This window comes from Pseudomonas sp. B23(2017) (genome assembly GCF_002113725.1).
GTDB lineage: Bacteria > Pseudomonadota > Gammaproteobacteria > Pseudomonadales > Pseudomonadaceae > Aquipseudomonas > Aquipseudomonas putida_Z.
Genome location: NZ_NEJM01000021.1, coordinates 62,630 through 77,427, shown reverse-complemented (window position 1 = coordinate 77,427; position 14,798 = coordinate 62,630). Strand labels below are relative to the sequence as shown.

Here is a 14,798-nt window from a genome sequence, read left to right as displayed (position 1 = left end):
TAAGAAACCCTAAACTTGGCTCAGCAATCTCAAATGACTATGTGATTTCTCGCATGGCCACTTGTGATGCTGATAATCTTTGTGACTATCAGTCCGTACTCACAAGCACCCACACGAATTGCTTGATTCGATTTGTTAAAGAGCGTTTGGTTAAGAGCTTTTCGTCTCAACCGAGGCGCGCATTCTACGCTTTCCTCATTTGCTGTCAAGCGTTTATTTTGAAGTTTTTTGCGAGAAACTCGTTTAGCCTCAAACACTTGACTCGCTGCGATCTCTCGTAGCGGGAGGCGAATCATACAGCGTTTAGAAGCGCTGTCAACCATCATCTCAACCGCTGCCGATCATTAGATCGTAGCCCTTCCAACTTCGCTTCAACTATCTAACTCATTGAATTTCAAGGAGTTTGTCGTTCCGGCGTCGCTGGAAGTGGGGCGCATTATAAGGGGATTCGAAACCCCGTCAACCCTTAATTTCAAGAAACTTTAATATCTCTGAAAAACGAAAGCGGGGAGACCTATCGGCCTCCCCGCTTCTATATAGCTACACCTACCGACTATCACTCAGCCTTGAGGGTAACCCGGGCAAACGACTTCTTGCCCGCCTGGCACACATGGGTAGCACCCAGCGCAAACACGAAGTCACGATCAACCACCGCACCATCGACCTTCACCGCACCACCACTCAGCAAGTCCCGCGCCTGAGCCGAGTTCTTCACCAGGCCAGCCCGGTTCAGTACGGCAGCAATCGGCAGGCTTTCGCCCGCAGCCACTTCGATTTCCGGCAGATCTTCCGGCAGCTCGCCTTCCTTCATACGGTTACCCGCAGCACGGTGAGCATTGGCCGCAGCCTCCTCGCCATGGAAGCGCGCAACGATCTCTTCCGCCAGCTTGATCTTGATGTCGCGCGGGTTGGCACCATTGGCGACGTCGGCACGGAACTGCTCGATCTCTTCCATCGAACGGAAGCTCAGCAGTTCGAAGTAGCGCCACATCAGGGTATCCGGGATCGACACCAGCTTGCTGTACATCACCCCCGGCGCTTCCTGGATACCTACATAGTTACCCAGCGACTTGGACATCTTCTTCACGCCGTCGAGCCCTTCGAGCAGTGGCATGGTCACGATGTTCTGCGCTTCCTGGCCATAGGCGCGCTGCAGCTCACGCCCCATCAGCAGGTTGAACTTCTGGTCGGTACCACCCAGCTCGACATCCGCCTTCAGCGCCACCGAGTCATAACCCTGCACCAGCGGGTACAGGAACTCATGGATGGCAATAGGCTGGTTGGTGGTGTAGCGCTTGTCGAAGTCATCGCGCTCGAGCATGCGCGCCACGGTGTACTGCGACGCCAGGCGAATGAAGTCGGCCGGGGTCAGCTTGTCCATCCAGGTGGAGTTGAACGCGACCTCGGTCTTGGCCGGATCGAGGATCTTGAACACCTGCTGCTTGTAGGTCTCGGCGTTTTCCAGCACCTGCTCGCGGGTCAGCGGCGGGCGCGTGGCGCTCTTGCCGCTCGGGTCACCGATCATGCCGGTGAAGTCACCGATCAGGAAGATGACCTGGTGCCCAAGGTCCTGGAACTGGCGCAGCTTGTTGATCAGCACCGTGTGCCCAAGGTGCAGGTCAGGCGCGGTCGGGTCGAAGCCGGCCTTGATGCGCAGAGGCTGGCCGCGCTTGAGCTTCTCCACCAGTTCCGACTCGACCAGTACTTCTTCCGCACCGCGCTTGATAAGCGCCAGCTGCTCTTCAACCGACTTCATAGACAAACCCGCAAGGCTCAGATTCAGGGGGAGCCAACCATACAAGATCGGCCGTCAATTACAAGTTTCGCAAAGGAATGTGACCCGAACCCGGGCTTGCGGCGTCTACGCGCCCTTGCGTGAAAATGGATTTGGTTATATTTTATACAGTTATTTCATCTTCATCATGTCATTCATCTTTTCCATTTCACCTTTTTCAAAGTCACCTTGCCCATGACCAACGAACCGCCTAAAGCGCCCCCGCTTTATCCGAAAAGCCATCTGTTGGCCGCCAGCGGCATCGCCGCCCTGCTCAGCCTGGCCCTGCTGGTGTTCCCCTCCAGCGAAGTGGAAGCCAAGAAAACCACCCTCAACCTCGAGCTGGAGAGCCCTGCCGAGCAGTTGAAGGACGAATCCCGCGCTGCGCCCCTGGTGCAGGCAGAAGGTGAGCAAGGCTCGCCATTCGCCCAGATCGAAGAGGCCACCCCCGAGACCCAGAAGGCCGAGCAGGAAGCCCCTGCCGCCGAACCGGTCGTCGAAGCCGCCAAGCAACCCAGCCACCGTGAAGTCACCGTGGCCCGGGGCGATACCCTGTCCACCCTGTTCGCCAAGGTCGGCTTGCCGACCAATGCGGTGCACGACCTACTGGCCAGCAACAAGCAGGCCAAGCAGTTCAGCCAGCTCAAGCACGGCCAGGTGCTGCAGTTCGAGCTCGACAAGGACGGCCAGCTGGCCAGCCTGCACAGCAAGGTCAGCAACCTCGAAACCATTCGCCTGACCAAGACCGACAAGGGCTATACCTTCAACCGCCAAATCAGCAAGCCGGTAGTGCGTACCGCCTACGCCCACGGCGTGATCAAAAGCTCGCTGTCGGCCTCGGCCCAGCGCGCCGGCCTGTCCCACAGCATGACCATGGACATGGCCCGCGTGCTGGGTTACGACATCGATTTCGCCCAGGACATTCGCCCGGGCGATGAATTCGACGTGGTCTACGAGCAGAAGGTAATGGACGGCAAGGTCGTCGGCACCGGTAACATCCTGTCCGCGCGCTTCACCAACCGCGGCAAGACCTACACCGCCGTGCGCTATACCAACAAGCAGGGCAACACCAGCTACTACACCGCTGATGGCAACAGCCTGCGCAAGGCCTTCATCCGCACCCCGGTCGACTTCGCCCGCATCAGCTCGCGCTTCTCCGCCGGCCGCAAGCACCCGATCCTGAACAAGATCCGTGCCCACAAGGGCGTCGACTACGCCGCCCCGCGCGGCACTCCGATCAAGGCAGCCGGTGACGGCCGCATCGAGCTGGCCGGGCGCCGCGGTGGTTACGGCAACACCGTGATCATCCAGCACGGTAACCGCTACAAGACGCTGTACGGCCACATGCAGGGCTTTGCCAAGGGCATCAAGACCGGCGGCTCGGTCAAGCAGGGCCAGATCATCGGCTACATCGGCACCACCGGCCTGTCCACCGGTCCGCACCTGCACTACGAGTTCCAGGTCAACGGTGTGCACGTCGACCCGCTAAGCCAGAAAGTGCCGATGGCCGACCCGATCGCCAGGAACGAGCGCCAGCGTTTCCTGCAGCAGAGCCAACCCCTGATCGCCCGCATGGATCAGGAAAAGGCCACCCTGCTCGCAGCGAACAAGCGCTAAGCCCATGGCGCTCTACCTGGGGGTGATGTCCGGCACCAGCCTCGATGGCCTGGACATTGCCTTGATCGAACAAGGCGAGCAGCTCGAACTGCTCGCCACCCACTACCTGCCCATGCCCGGCGACCTGCGCCAGGAACTGCTGGGCCTTTGCAGCAGCGGCCCTGACGAGATCGCCCGCGCTGCACTGGCGGAAAATCGCTGGGCCAGCCTGGCAGGCGAAGGCATCCGCCAACTGCTGGCCAGGCAAGGGCTGCAGGCCGGAGCCATCCGCGCCATCGGCAGCCACGGCCAGACCATCCGCCACGAACCTGCACGCGGCTTTACCGTGCAGATCGGCAACCCGGCGCTGCTAGCCGAGCTTACCGGTATCAGCGTGGTCGCCGACTTCCGCCGTCGCGATGTGGCCGCCGGCGGCCAAGGTGCGCCACTGGTGCCGGCCTTCCATGAAACCCTGTTCAGCCACCTGGGCCAGCGCCTGGCCATTCTCAACGTGGGCGGTTTCAGCAACCTCAGCCTGATCGAACACGACAAGCCAGTCCACGGCTTCGACTGCGGCCCGGGCAACGTGCTGCTGGATGCCTGGATCGAGCGCAAGCGCGGCCAGGCCTACGATGCGGATGGGGCTTGGGCTGCCTCGGGCGTGGTGCAGGCCGACTTGCTCAGTGCACTGCTGGCCGACCCGTTCTTCGCCGGCAGCGGCCCGAAGAGCACCGGCCGCGAAGTATTCAACCTGCCCTGGCTGGATGGCCACCTGACCCGCCTGCCCGCTTACCGCGACGAGGACGTACAGGCAACATTGCTGGAACTGACCGCACGCAGCATCATCGACTCGTTGAGCAACGCCCAGCAAGGCACCGAAGCGCTGCTGGTCTGCGGGGGCGGTGCGCGAAACGGCGCCCTGATGGCACGCCTCGGCCAGTTGCTGCCCGACGCCCGTGTCGCCAGCACCGGCGCCCATGGCGTGGACCCGGACTGGGTGGAAGCCATGGCCTTCGCCTGGCTGGCCCACTGTTGCCTGGAAGGCATCGCTGCCAATCGCCCTAGCGTGACAGCGGCCAAGGGCCTGCGCGTACTCGGCGCAATCTACCCGGCCTGAACGTTACGCCAGAAAGCAAAACGCCGCGCAATTGCGCGGCGTTTTCATATGGCCAGGCCTCAGATCGAGAACGAGGAGCCGCAGCCACAGGTGGTAGCAGCGTTCGGGTTCTTGATCACGAAGCGCGAGCCTTCCAGGCCTTCCTGGTAATCCACCTCGGCGCCGGCCAGGTACTGGAAGCTCATCGGGTCGACCACAAGGGAAACACCTTCGCGCTCGACGATGGTGTCGTCTTCGGCCACGTCTTCATCGAAGGTGAAGCCATACTGGAAGCCCGAGCAGCCGCCACCGGTGACGAACACGCGCAGCTTCAGACGATCGTTGCCTTCCTCGGAAACCAGGTTCTTCACCTTTTGCGCAGCGCCGTGGGTGAATTCCAAAGCGGTGGGGGTGAAGGTTTCGACGCTCATGTTGATTCTCCCGGCGTGGTAGCCGCCATAAAACTCGATGACGCGCATTATCCGCTTTCCCGAGAAAATCGGTCAAGAATTGTGCGGCTTTAGTCGCGACCTACAAAAAGGCCCGCACGACGCGGGCCTTTTCGAACGCTGGCGGCTTACGGCAGCAGGCCCGCGTGTGACAAGCCCATGCGCTCGTCCAGGCCGAACAGGATGTTGAGGTTCTGCACCGCCTGGCCGGACGCGCCCTTGACCAGGTTGTCGATCACCGACAGCACCACCACCAGGTCACCACCTTGCGGGCGATGAACGGCAATGCGGCAGACGTTGGCGCCGCGCACACTGCGGGTTTCCGGGTGGCTGCCAGCCGGCATCACATCGACGAACGGTTCATCGGCGTAACGCTTCTCGAACAGCGCCTGCAGGTCGACCGAGGTGTCGGCGACGGTAGCGTACAGGGTGGCGTGGATGCCACGGATCATTGGCGTCAGGTGCGGCACGAAAGTCAGGCCGATATCCTTGCCAGCGGCCAGGCGCAGGCCCTGGCTGATTTCCGGCAGGTGGCGATGGCCCTTCACTGCGTAGGCTTTCATGCTTTCGCCGGCCTCGCAGAACAGCGAGCCCACCGCCGCACCACGGCCAGCGCCGCTGACACCCGACTTGCAGTCGGCGATCAGGCGCGACGGGTCGGCCAGGCCAGCTTCCAGCAGCGGCAGGAAGCCCAGTTGGGTGGCGGTCGGGTAGCAACCCGGCACAGCGATCAGGCGCGCCTGGCGAATCTTCTCGCGGTTGACTTCAGGCAGGCCATATACCGCGCCCTTGAGAAGCTCTGGCGCACCGTGCGGCTGGCCGTACCACTTGCCCCACTCGGCGGCGTCCTGCAGGCGGAAGTCGGCCGACAGGTCGATCACCTTGGTACCGGCCGCCAGCAGTTCGCCAGCCAGGGCGTGGGCAACACCGTGCGGGGTGGCGAAGAACACCACGTCGCAGGCGGCCAGGGTCTTGCTGTCCGGCACGCTGAACGCCAGCCCGTCATAGTGGCCGCGCAGGTTCGGGTACATGTCCGCCACTGCAACGCCCGCCTCGGAGCGCGAAGTGATGACCGCCACTTCGGCCTGTGGATGCTGTGCCAGCAGACGCAACAGTTCGACGCCGGTGTAACCCGTGCCGCCGACGATACCGACCTTGATCATAACGCTTGCCCCTTATCAACGAGCCGTCTGGAAAGCGCACGATAATAGGGGCGCAAGGCGCCTGTAACAACTCTTCGGGTGACCCTTCGGGCGCTTGACCACTACTATCTGACGACCGTGAATATCTGAAGGAACTCCCCCATGCTTTACCTATGGATCAAAGCGCTGCATATCGTCAGCGTGGTCTGCTGGTTCGCCGGCCTGTTCTACCTGCCGCGGCTGTTCGTCTACCACGCCCAAAGCCAGGACAGCATCAGCCAGGAACGCTTCGTGACCATGGAGCGCAAGCTGTTTCGCGGCATCATGAACCCGGCGATGATCGCCACCTACGTGTTCGGCGCGTGGATGCTCTACCTCACGCCCGGCTGGCTCAGCCAGGGCTGGCTGCATGCCAAGCTGACCCTGGTCATCTTGCTGACCGTCTACCATCACATGTGCGGCGCCCAGCGCAAGCGCTTCGCTAGCGGCAGCAACACCCGCAGCCACGTCTACTATCGCTGGTTCAACGAAGTGCCCGTGCTGTTCCTGCTGGGTATCGTGATTCTGGTGGTGGTCAAACCGTTCTGACATAGCCACCCGCTCAAGGAGCCTTGCCATGTCGTTACCTGCCTCCCTCGAACAACGCCTGCGCCTGCCCGTGGTTGCCGCACCGATGTTCCTGATCTCCAACCCCAGGCTGGTACTGGCCTGCTGCTCCAGCGGCGTGGTCGGCAGCTTCCCGGCCCTGAACCAGCGCGATAGCGCCGGCTTCAAGGCCTGGCTGGAGGAAATCGAGGCAGGCCTGGCACAGCTGCAGGCGCCAGCCCCCTATGCCGTCAACCTGATCGTCCACCCGACCAACCCGCGCCTGCAGGCCGACCTGGCGTTGTGCGTGGAACACCGCGTGCCGATCGTCATCACCAGCCTCGGCGCGGTGAAGGAAGTGGTCGATGCCGTGCATGGCTACGGCGGCCTGGTGTTCCACGATGTCACCACCCGCCGCCATGCCGAGAAAGCCGCCGAAGCCGGTGTCGATGGCCTGATCGCCGTTGCTGCAGGCGCAGGCGGCCATGCGGGCACCTGGAGCCCGTTCGCCCTGGCCGCGGAGATTCGCCAGTTCTTCGACAAGACCCTGCTGCTGGCCGGCTGCCTCAACCACGGCCACGAGATCCTCGCCGCGCAAATGCTGGGTGCGGACCTTGCGTACATGGGCACCCGCTTCATCGCCACCGCAGAAAGCCAGGCCCCGAGCGCCTACAAGCAGATGCTGCTCGATTCCCATGCCGCCGACATCGTCCACACCCCGGCGGTGTCCGGCGTCCCCGCCAGCTTCCTGCGCCCGAGCCTGGAACAGGCCGGCTATGACATGAACGCCATCAAGGGCGGCCATGAGCAAGGCAAACTCAAGCCGGTCGACGACGAAGCCAAGGCCTGGAAGACCGTGTGGTCGGCGGGCCAGGGGGTCGGCGGTATAGACGACCTGCCCAGCGCCAGCGCGCTGATCGGACGGCTGCATGACGAGTACCGGGACGCCCTGGAACGCTGCCAGGCCCTGCACGCCCGCACCCTGTAGCAAAAGGCAACACCTTGCCCGGCCAAGCTGTACACTAGGCGCCCTCTTCAGCCCCCAGGAGCCTTGCATGACCCGTTACGCCATGATCACTGGTGCTTCCAGCGGCCTGGGCCTGGCCCTGGCGGAAGCCCTGGCGCGGCGCGGGCGCAATCTGATCCTGGTGGCACGCCAGCGTGAAACGCTGGAACCGGTGGCCATCGAGCTGACCCAACGCTTCGGTGTCGAGGTGCTGTTCCGTGCCTGCGACCTCAGCCAGCCGTTGCGCCTGTCGGGCTTCGTGCTGGAACTGGAGGAAGGCGAGCGGCGCATCGACCTGCTGGTCAATTGTGCCGGCCTGCGCACCTACGGGCCATTCCTGGCCCATGAGTGGGCCGACGAACAGGACCTGCTGGAAGTCAACGTGCTGGCCCTGAGCCGCCTGTGCCACGCCATCGGTAACCTGATGGCCGTGCAGGGCGGCGGGCAGATCCTCAATGTCGCCGGCCTGGCTGGGGTGGCACCTGGCCCGTGGATGGCCGCCTATGCTGCCAGCAAGGCCTATGTGCTGAGCTTCTCTCAGGCCTTGCGTGAAGAACTCAAGCGCACCGGCATAAAGGTTTCGGTACTGTGCCCCGGCCCGGTGCGCTCCTCGCGCCGGCGCATTCCGCGGCTGGATGGCAAGCCACGCTGTCTCAGCCCTGAGGAAGTGGCGCTATACACCGTGCGCGCGCTGGACAAGAACCGCGCACTGATACTGCCCGGCCGTCGCAACCGCTGGCTGGCGTTCGCCCCGCGCCTGCTGCCACGGTGGCTGGTGCGCAAGCTGGCAGGGGCCATCCACCGCCGCTATTGCCCGGTCGGCATGGAATAGCCACTGGGCGAGCGGCGCCCGGCTGAGTACACTCGGCCCGACCCTCACCATGGAGCAAGTGCTGTGGACGATTTATTCATCAAGATCATCAACCGGGAGATCCCGGCGAAGATCATCTACGAGGACGACCAGGTTCTGGCGTTCCACGATATCGCCCCCCAGGCGCCCGTGCATTTTCTGGTCATCCCGAAAAAGCACATCCGCACCCTAAATGACTTGACCGAAGAAGACAAAGGCCTGGCTGGTCACATCTTGTTCACCGCCCAGCGTCTGGCCAAGGAACTTGGCTGCGAGGAAGGCTTCCGCGTAGTGATGAACTGCAACGAGCAAGGCGGCCAGACCGTCTACCACATCCACATGCACGTGCTTGGCCAGCGCCAGATGCACTGGCCACCGGGCTGATCCACGGCAAGCGACCCTGCCACTATTGCGGTAAACTGTCGGGCACATTCTTGCGGAGGTGCCCGATGGCTACCGAACGTCACTACTCGCCGCTCGACCGCTTGTTGCTGCAGGCCGATACCGCCATGCGCACCTTGCTGCCCTTCAGCGGCCAACCCGCCCGCCCATCGCCGGCCATCGTCCAGCCGGACGTCGACCTGGACGAACAGCAGGCTCGTCATGTTGCCGGGCTGATGCGTATCAACCACACCGGTGAAGTCTGCGCCCAGGCGCTGTACCAGGGCCAGGCCCTGACCGCCAAGCTGCCCGAAGTGCGCAAGGCCATGGAACACGCCGCCGAGGAAGAAGTGGACCACCTGGCCTGGTGCGAACAGCGCATTCGCCAGCTGAACAGCCACCCCAGCGTGCTCAACCCGTTGTTCTACGGCATGTCGTTCGGTATCGGCGCACTCGCCGGGCTGGTCAGCGACAAGGTCAGCCTGGGCTTCGTCGCCGCCACCGAGCACCAGGTTTGCAAGCACCTCGACGAGCACCTGGAGCAGATCCCGCAGGAAGACGAAAAGTCCCGGGCCATCCTCGAGCAGATGCGCATCGATGAGGAACAGCACGCCGAGTCTGCACTGGAAGCCGGCGGTTATCGCTTCCCCGCGCCTGTTCGCTTTGGCATGAGCCTGTTGGCCAAGGTCATGACCAAGAGCACCTACCGTATCTGAAGGCATCACCATGACGGACCGTTTCGACGCCAAGGACCTGGCGCGCGCCGTGCAAGCCGGCATTCTCCAGCCGGGCCAGGACCAGGCCCTGCTGGCCTTCCTGCGCCAGCAGCCGGCACAGCGCGGCAGCTTCCAGCTGGCCCATGTGGCTTTCTACTTCGGCGCCATGCTGATCATGGCAGCCATGGGCTGGCTGCTCACCGAAGCCTGGATGCGCATCGGCGACTGGGCGCTGCTGGTCATCGCCAGCCTCTATATCCTGCTGCTCACGCTGTTCGCCGTTAACCTGCAACGGCGCGTACAGCCCGTCGCGGCCGGCGTGCTGGCGGCAGTCGCGGTCAGCATCGTGCCATTGGCGGTGTTCGCCATCGAACGGCTGGCTGGCTGGTGGCCAATGGATGATGCGCAGGCAAACTATCACCAGTACTACACCTACGTGCAGAGCGGCTGGCTGGCAATGGAAGCAGCCACGGTGCTTGCCGGGCTGTTGATGCTGAGGCTGATCCCCTACCCGTTCATCGTCATGCCGATTGCCGTGGCCTTGTGGTTCATGTCGATGGACCTGAGCGAATGGTTCTTCGGCTCGCCATTCAGCTGGGAACAGCGCCGCGAGGTTTCGCTGTGGTTCGGGCTCGGGTTGCTGGTGGTGTTCGTCGGGGTGGACGGCCGCACCCGCGAAGACTACGCCCACTGGGGCTACCTGGCCGGGCTGGCGGCATTCTGGGGCGGGCTGACGCTGGTGGACAGCGGCAGCGAGCTGGGCAAGGCCTTGTACTGCCTGATCAATATTGCCCTGATGGGTATGGCGGTGCTGTTGCGTCGGCCGGTGTTCATGGTTTTCGGGGCGTTGGGCGTGGCGGCTTACCTGGGGTACCTGTCGTACGAGGTGTTTGCCGACTCGCTGCTGTTCCCGGTGGTGGTGACCTTGATCGGGCTGGGGGTTATCGGGCTGGGGCTGGTTTACCAGAAGCGGCGGGAGCGGTTGAGCCGGGTGATGCGCGATTGTTTGCCGGGGTGGGTGCGGGCTGCGCTGCCGGCGCTTCGCAGCTGAAATTGTCGGGGCCGCTCTGCGCCCCATCGCGACACAAGGCCGCTCCTGCAGGTGGTACGCGATCCCCTGTAGGAGCGGCCTTGTGTCGCGATGGGGCGCAAAGCGGCCCCAAAATGTCAGCCTTGACCCAGCTCTACAATCTCGTACCCGTGGGTAATCTCAACCCCGGCACGCTCGAGCATGATCGAAGCCGAGCAATACTTCTCCGCCGACAGCTCTACCGCTCGCTTGACCTGGGCCTCCTTCAGCCCACGCCCCTTCACCACGAAGTTCATGTGGATCTTGGTAAACACCTTCGGGTCTTCGCTGGCACGCTCAGCCTCCAGAAACGCCTCGCAGCTTTCCACCGCCTGGCGCGACTTCTTCAGAATGCTGACCACGTCAAAGCTGCTGCAGCCACCCAGGCCCAGCAACAGCATTTCCATCGGGCGCACGCCCAGGTTACGGCCGCCGGCCTCGGGCGGGCCGTCCATCACGACGACATGGCCGCTCCCCGATTCGCCGAGGAACATCGCCTCACCGGCCCACTGGATACGTGCCTTCATCTACCCGGACTCCTGATTTTCGGAAAAGGGTGTCAGCTTAGACCTTGTACGGCTGTGGGAAAAGCACGAGTCGTGTCGGTTTAGTACCGAAACATCCTGTAGTGTCTGATAAGCTGGCGCCAAATGACTGGCGCGTTCCGCCAGCAGACCTTTATAAAAAGCCTATGCGTCATATCGAACAGGATTTCGTGATGGTTGCTTCCGCCCTACCCGCCAAGATCAAGAACATCGACAAGCTGCTGGTGCACTGCCAGCGCCGTCGCTATACCGCCAAAAGCAACATCATCTGCGCCGGCGACCGGGCCGAGACACTGTCGTTCATCATCAAGGGTTCGGTCACCATCCTCATCGAGGACGATGACGGCCATGAAATGATCATCGCCTACCTCAACAATGGCGACTTCTTCGGCGAGTTGGGCCTGTTCGAACCGGTCGAGGGTGAACAGCAGCGCAGTGCCTGGGTGCGCGCCAAGACCGAATGCGAAGTAGCCGAAATCAGTTATGAGAAGTTTCGCGAACTGGCGCGCCAGGACCCGGAAATCCTCTATGCCCTGGGCAGCCAGATGGCCCAGCGCCTCCGCAACACCACGCGCAAGGTCGGCGACCTCGCGTTCTTCGACGTTACTGGGCGTGTCGCCCGCTGCCTGCTGGAACTGTGCAAGCAACCCGACGCCATGACCCACCCCGACGGCATGCAGATCAAGATCACTCGTCAGGAAATCGGCCGCATAGTCGGTTGCTCGCGGGAAATGGTCGGCCGCGTCCTCAAGGACCTTGAAGAACGCAGCCTGGTGCAGGTCAAGGGCAAGACCATGGTGGTCTACGGTACCCGCTAGTCCCTGGGCAGGTCGGCCAGTACCTTGGCATAGGCTTGCGACAGCCGCTCGAACCATGGGGCCGCAGGCGCCACTTCGTGCAGGGCGATGTGCGCATCGGCGCGGCAGCGCTGCTCCAGCTCGCAGCACTCGTTGAAGCGGTTGACCGCCGCCACCATCGATTCACGCTCGTTGTCCAGCAGCAGCGCACCGTGCACCAGCACCACCGGGCGCTTGCCACCCAGCCCCTGGCGCCAGCGCTGGGCGGTGCCCACCAGTTTGCGGCCATTGAGGTTGACGTTGTAGCGGCCATCGCAGAAGGCGCCGTCGATTTCGCCCACCGACGCCACCCCGCCCCACTCCCGCAGCACGTCACACAGCGGCAGGCACAGGCGCTCGTAGGCGTTTTCGATACGGCCGTGGTCGCCTTCGCTGCGGGGGGCAACATAGACCAGAGCAACGTTCACCGTGGCGTGTGATTGCGGCACCGGCTCGCCGCCGGTTTCGCGCAGCAGCACCGGCCAGCCGGCAATCGCCAGCTCCGAGCAGGCGGCTTCGAAATTGTCCAGACGGCTCATGCGCCGGGGCATGACCAGGGCGTGGTCGGTCGGGCGCCAGAACAGCACGCCACTGTCGCGCTCGCCGCGGCAGACGGCGGCCAGCAATTCCTGTTCGGCGTGCAGGCCTTGTTCTACGGTCAGGGCCAGGGGTTGATCGGTCATTGATCCACCTTTGATGTTGTTATTCAGGGCCTCTTCGCGGGCACGCCCGCTCCCACAGGGATTACCACAGGCCCCGAGGGTGATGGAGAACCTGTGGGAGCGGGCGAGCCGAAGCGTCGGACCGCCGCGAAGGGGCCATTACAGGCATACAAAAAAGCCGGCAATAACGCCGGCTTCATTTGATCAGTCCAGTTGCTGAACAGTCTTCTTCACCTGTTCCGGGAAGAACAACCGCTGCAGCTCCAGCCCCGGCTGCTCGGCGCGCATGAACGCCTCACCGACCAGGAAGGAGTAGACCTCATTGATCTCCATCAGCTCCACATCGGCCCGGTTCAAGATGCCACTCTCGGTAATCGCCAGACGATCACGCGGAATACGCGGCAGCAGGTCGAGGGTGGTTTCCAGGCTGACCTCGAAGGTGTGCAGATTGCGGTTGTTCACCCCCACCAGCGGTGTATCCAGGGTTTTCAACGCGCGCTCCAGCTCATCGCCGTCGTGCACTTCCACCAGCACGTCGAGGCCGACATCCTTGGCCGTGGCCGCCAGTTCGGCCATCTTCACGTCATCCAGCGCCGACACGATCAGCAGAACACAGTCCGCGCCCAGGGCCCGGGCCTCGACGATCTGGTACGGGTCGACCATGAAGTCCTTGCGGATCACCGGCAGCGACACCGCCGCGCGGGCCTGCTGCAGGTACTCGTCGGCGCCCTGGAAGTAGTCCACATCGGTCAGCACCGACAGGCACGTCGCCCCGCCCTTCTCGTAGCTGACGGCGATTTCCGCCGGCACGAAATGCTCGCGAATCACGCCCTTGCTCGGCGAGGCCTTCTTGATTTCGGCAATCACCGCCGGTTGCTTGCGCGCGGCTTGCTCGATCAGGGCCTTGGCAAAGCCACGCGGGGCGTCGGCAGCCTTGGCCAGGGCCTCCAGTTCGGCAAGGCTGACGCGCGCGCTGCGCTCGGCCACTTCCTGAAACTTGCGGGCGATGATCCTTTCCAGCACCGTCGGCACACTCATGCTTCGTTCTCCACCTTGAATACTGCAGTAAAGGCACCCAGCTCCTGCAGCTTCTCCCAGGCCAGCCCGGTGTGCAGTACGTCGTGGGCCAGTTCCACACCGGCTTTCAGGCTCATGGCATGGTCAGCGGCATACAGCGCCGCGCCCGCATTGAGCACGATCATCTCGGCGGCCTTCTGGCCGTTTTCGGTCTTGCGTCGGCCTAGCGCATCGCGGATCAGCTCCAGCGACGCCTGCGGGTTCTCGACGGCCAGGCCGTGCAGGCTCTGGCTCTTCATGCCGAGGTCTTCCGGCTCTACCCAGTATTCGCTGATTTCGCCATTCTTCAGTTCGGCGACGAAGGTCGGCGCAGCCAGGCTGAACTCGTCCAGGCCGTCCTTCGAGTGCACCACCAGCACGTGCTTGCTGCCCAGGCGCTGCAGTACTTCAGCCAACGGGCGGCACAGGGTCTGGGCGAATACACCGACCACCTGGTGCTTCACCCCGGCCGGATTCGTAAGCGGGCCGAGCATGTTGAACAGGGTGCGCAGCCCCAGCTCGCGACGCGGGCCGGCAGCGTGCTTCATGGCCGAATGATGGCTTTGCGCGAACATGAAGCCGATGCCCAGGCTGTCGATGCAGCGGGCCACCTGGGTGGGCGTCAGGTTCAGGTAGATACCGGCGGCCTCCAGCAGGTCGGCACTGCCGCTCTTGCCTGACACCGCGCGGTTGCCATGCTTGGCCACGGTGCAACCTGCAGCCGCCAGGACGAACGACGAGGCGGTGGACACGTTGAAGATGTTGGCGCCATCACCGCCGGTACCGACGATATCGACCACGCCATCGAGGCTCTGCAGTTCGACCTTGTCGGCCAGCTCGCGCATCACCGACACCGCACCGACGATCTCGTCGATGCTTTCGCTCTTCATGCGCATGCCCATCAGGAAGGCGCCGATCTGCGCTTCGCTGCACTGGCCGGTCATGATCTGGCGCATGACGTCGCGCATTTCTTCGGTAGAAAGGTCCAGCTGGCCGACGATACGGCTCAACGCACTCTTGATATCCATGTTCGAT

At 63.1% G+C, this 14,798-nt stretch carries 16 protein-coding genes; 9 read left to right on the top strand and 7 right to left on the bottom strand.

Annotation, left to right across the window (positions count from 1 at the left end; all coding sequences use genetic code 11):
* Positions 1-556 precede the first annotated feature (556 nt).
* Positions 557-1,756 carry a tyrosine--tRNA ligase gene (gene tyrS, locus CAG46_RS25645; RefSeq protein ID WP_085618980.1) on the bottom strand — a complete coding sequence of 400 codons (1,200 nt, stop codon included), beginning with the start codon at positions 1,754-1,756 and terminating at the stop codon, positions 557-559.
* Positions 1,757-1,969: 213 nt separating this feature from the next.
* On the opposite strand from tyrS, the gene CAG46_RS25640 reads away from it, so the two are divergent.
* Together CAG46_RS25640 and CAG46_RS25635 are read left to right on the top strand one after the other, a co-directional pair.
* Positions 1,970-3,391, top strand: a complete 1,422-nt coding sequence (locus CAG46_RS25640; RefSeq protein WP_085618978.1) for a peptidoglycan DD-metalloendopeptidase family protein — start codon at positions 1,970-1,972, stop codon at positions 3,389-3,391.
* A gap of 4 nt (positions 3,392-3,395) precedes the next feature.
* Positions 3,396-4,487 (top strand): anhydro-N-acetylmuramic acid kinase, encoded by a 1,092-nt coding sequence (locus tag CAG46_RS25635; protein WP_085618976.1) that lies wholly within the window; start codon positions 3,396-3,398, stop codon positions 4,485-4,487.
* 59 nt (positions 4,488-4,546) lie between these two features.
* On the opposite strand, the gene erpA is transcribed toward CAG46_RS25635, so the two are convergent.
* The gene (gene erpA / locus CAG46_RS25630) at positions 4,547-4,897 is read right to left on the bottom strand and encodes an iron-sulfur cluster insertion protein ErpA (RefSeq protein WP_015268740.1); all 351 of its coding nucleotides are present in this window, start codon (positions 4,895-4,897) and stop codon (positions 4,547-4,549) included.
* Positions 4,898-5,043: 146 nt separating this feature from the next.
* On the bottom strand, positions 5,044-6,078 hold the full coding sequence (argC, locus tag CAG46_RS25625; protein ID WP_085618974.1) for an N-acetyl-gamma-glutamyl-phosphate reductase: 1,035 nt from the start codon (positions 6,076-6,078) through the stop codon (positions 5,044-5,046).
* A gap of 141 nt (positions 6,079-6,219) precedes the next feature.
* Here argC and hemJ point away from each other — a divergent pair, with 141 nt between their 5' ends.
* From hemJ to CAG46_RS25595, 6 genes are all read left to right on the top strand, one after another.
* Positions 6,220-6,645: a protoporphyrinogen oxidase HemJ gene (gene hemJ, locus CAG46_RS25620; RefSeq protein ID WP_003258833.1), complete on the top strand. Its 426-nt coding sequence runs from the start codon at positions 6,220-6,222 to the stop codon at positions 6,643-6,645.
* A gap of 28 nt (positions 6,646-6,673) precedes the next feature.
* Positions 6,674-7,630, top strand: a complete 957-nt coding sequence (locus CAG46_RS25615) for a nitronate monooxygenase family protein (protein ID WP_085618972.1) — start codon at positions 6,674-6,676, stop codon at positions 7,628-7,630.
* A 67-nt stretch (positions 7,631-7,697) separates the two neighbouring features.
* Positions 7,698-8,480: an SDR family oxidoreductase gene (locus tag CAG46_RS25610; RefSeq protein ID WP_085618970.1), complete on the top strand. Its 783-nt coding sequence runs from the start codon at positions 7,698-7,700 to the stop codon at positions 8,478-8,480.
* Between the two features lie 63 nt (positions 8,481-8,543).
* Positions 8,544-8,882: a histidine triad nucleotide-binding protein gene (locus tag CAG46_RS25605; protein ID WP_013970615.1), complete on the top strand. Its 339-nt coding sequence runs from the start codon at positions 8,544-8,546 to the stop codon at positions 8,880-8,882.
* A 65-nt stretch (positions 8,883-8,947) separates the two neighbouring features.
* Positions 8,948-9,595, top strand: coding sequence for a 2-polyprenyl-3-methyl-6-methoxy-1,4-benzoquinone monooxygenase (gene coq7 / locus CAG46_RS25600; protein ID WP_025337477.1), 648 nt, complete (start codon positions 8,948-8,950; stop codon positions 9,593-9,595).
* Between the two features lie 10 nt (positions 9,596-9,605).
* Positions 9,606-10,646, top strand: a complete 1,041-nt coding sequence (locus tag CAG46_RS25595) for a DUF2157 domain-containing protein (protein WP_085618968.1) — start codon at positions 9,606-9,608, stop codon at positions 10,644-10,646.
* A 116-nt stretch (positions 10,647-10,762) separates the two neighbouring features.
* Here CAG46_RS25595 and CAG46_RS25590 read toward each other — a convergent pair whose 3' ends face one another.
* Complete coding sequence (locus tag CAG46_RS25590) at positions 10,763-11,191, bottom strand: OsmC family protein (RefSeq protein WP_025337475.1); 429 nt, start codon at positions 11,189-11,191, stop codon at positions 10,763-10,765.
* A 191-nt stretch (positions 11,192-11,382) separates the two neighbouring features.
* Here CAG46_RS25590 and crp point away from each other — a divergent pair, with 191 nt between their 5' ends.
* Positions 11,383-12,027 (top strand): cAMP-activated global transcriptional regulator CRP, encoded by a 645-nt coding sequence (crp, locus tag CAG46_RS25585; protein WP_012270218.1) that lies wholly within the window; start codon positions 11,383-11,385, stop codon positions 12,025-12,027.
* Here the strand turns inward: crp and CAG46_RS25580 are convergent.
* The 3 genes from CAG46_RS25580 to trpD form a co-directional block, all read right to left on the bottom strand.
* Positions 12,024-12,728 carry a lipoate--protein ligase family protein gene (locus CAG46_RS25580; protein ID WP_025337473.1) on the bottom strand — a complete coding sequence of 235 codons (705 nt, stop codon included), beginning with the start codon at positions 12,726-12,728 and terminating at the stop codon, positions 12,024-12,026. The genes crp and CAG46_RS25580 overlap by 4 nt on opposite strands.
* 183 nt (positions 12,729-12,911) lie before the next feature.
* Positions 12,912-13,745: an indole-3-glycerol phosphate synthase TrpC gene (gene trpC, locus CAG46_RS25575; RefSeq protein ID WP_025337472.1), complete on the bottom strand. Its 834-nt coding sequence runs from the start codon at positions 13,743-13,745 to the stop codon at positions 12,912-12,914.
* Complete coding sequence (trpD, locus tag CAG46_RS25570) at positions 13,742-14,791, bottom strand: anthranilate phosphoribosyltransferase (RefSeq protein WP_085618966.1); 1,050 nt, start codon at positions 14,789-14,791, stop codon at positions 13,742-13,744. The genes trpC and trpD overlap by 4 nt, the downstream gene beginning before the upstream one ends.
* Positions 14,792-14,798: the final 7 nt, after the last annotated feature.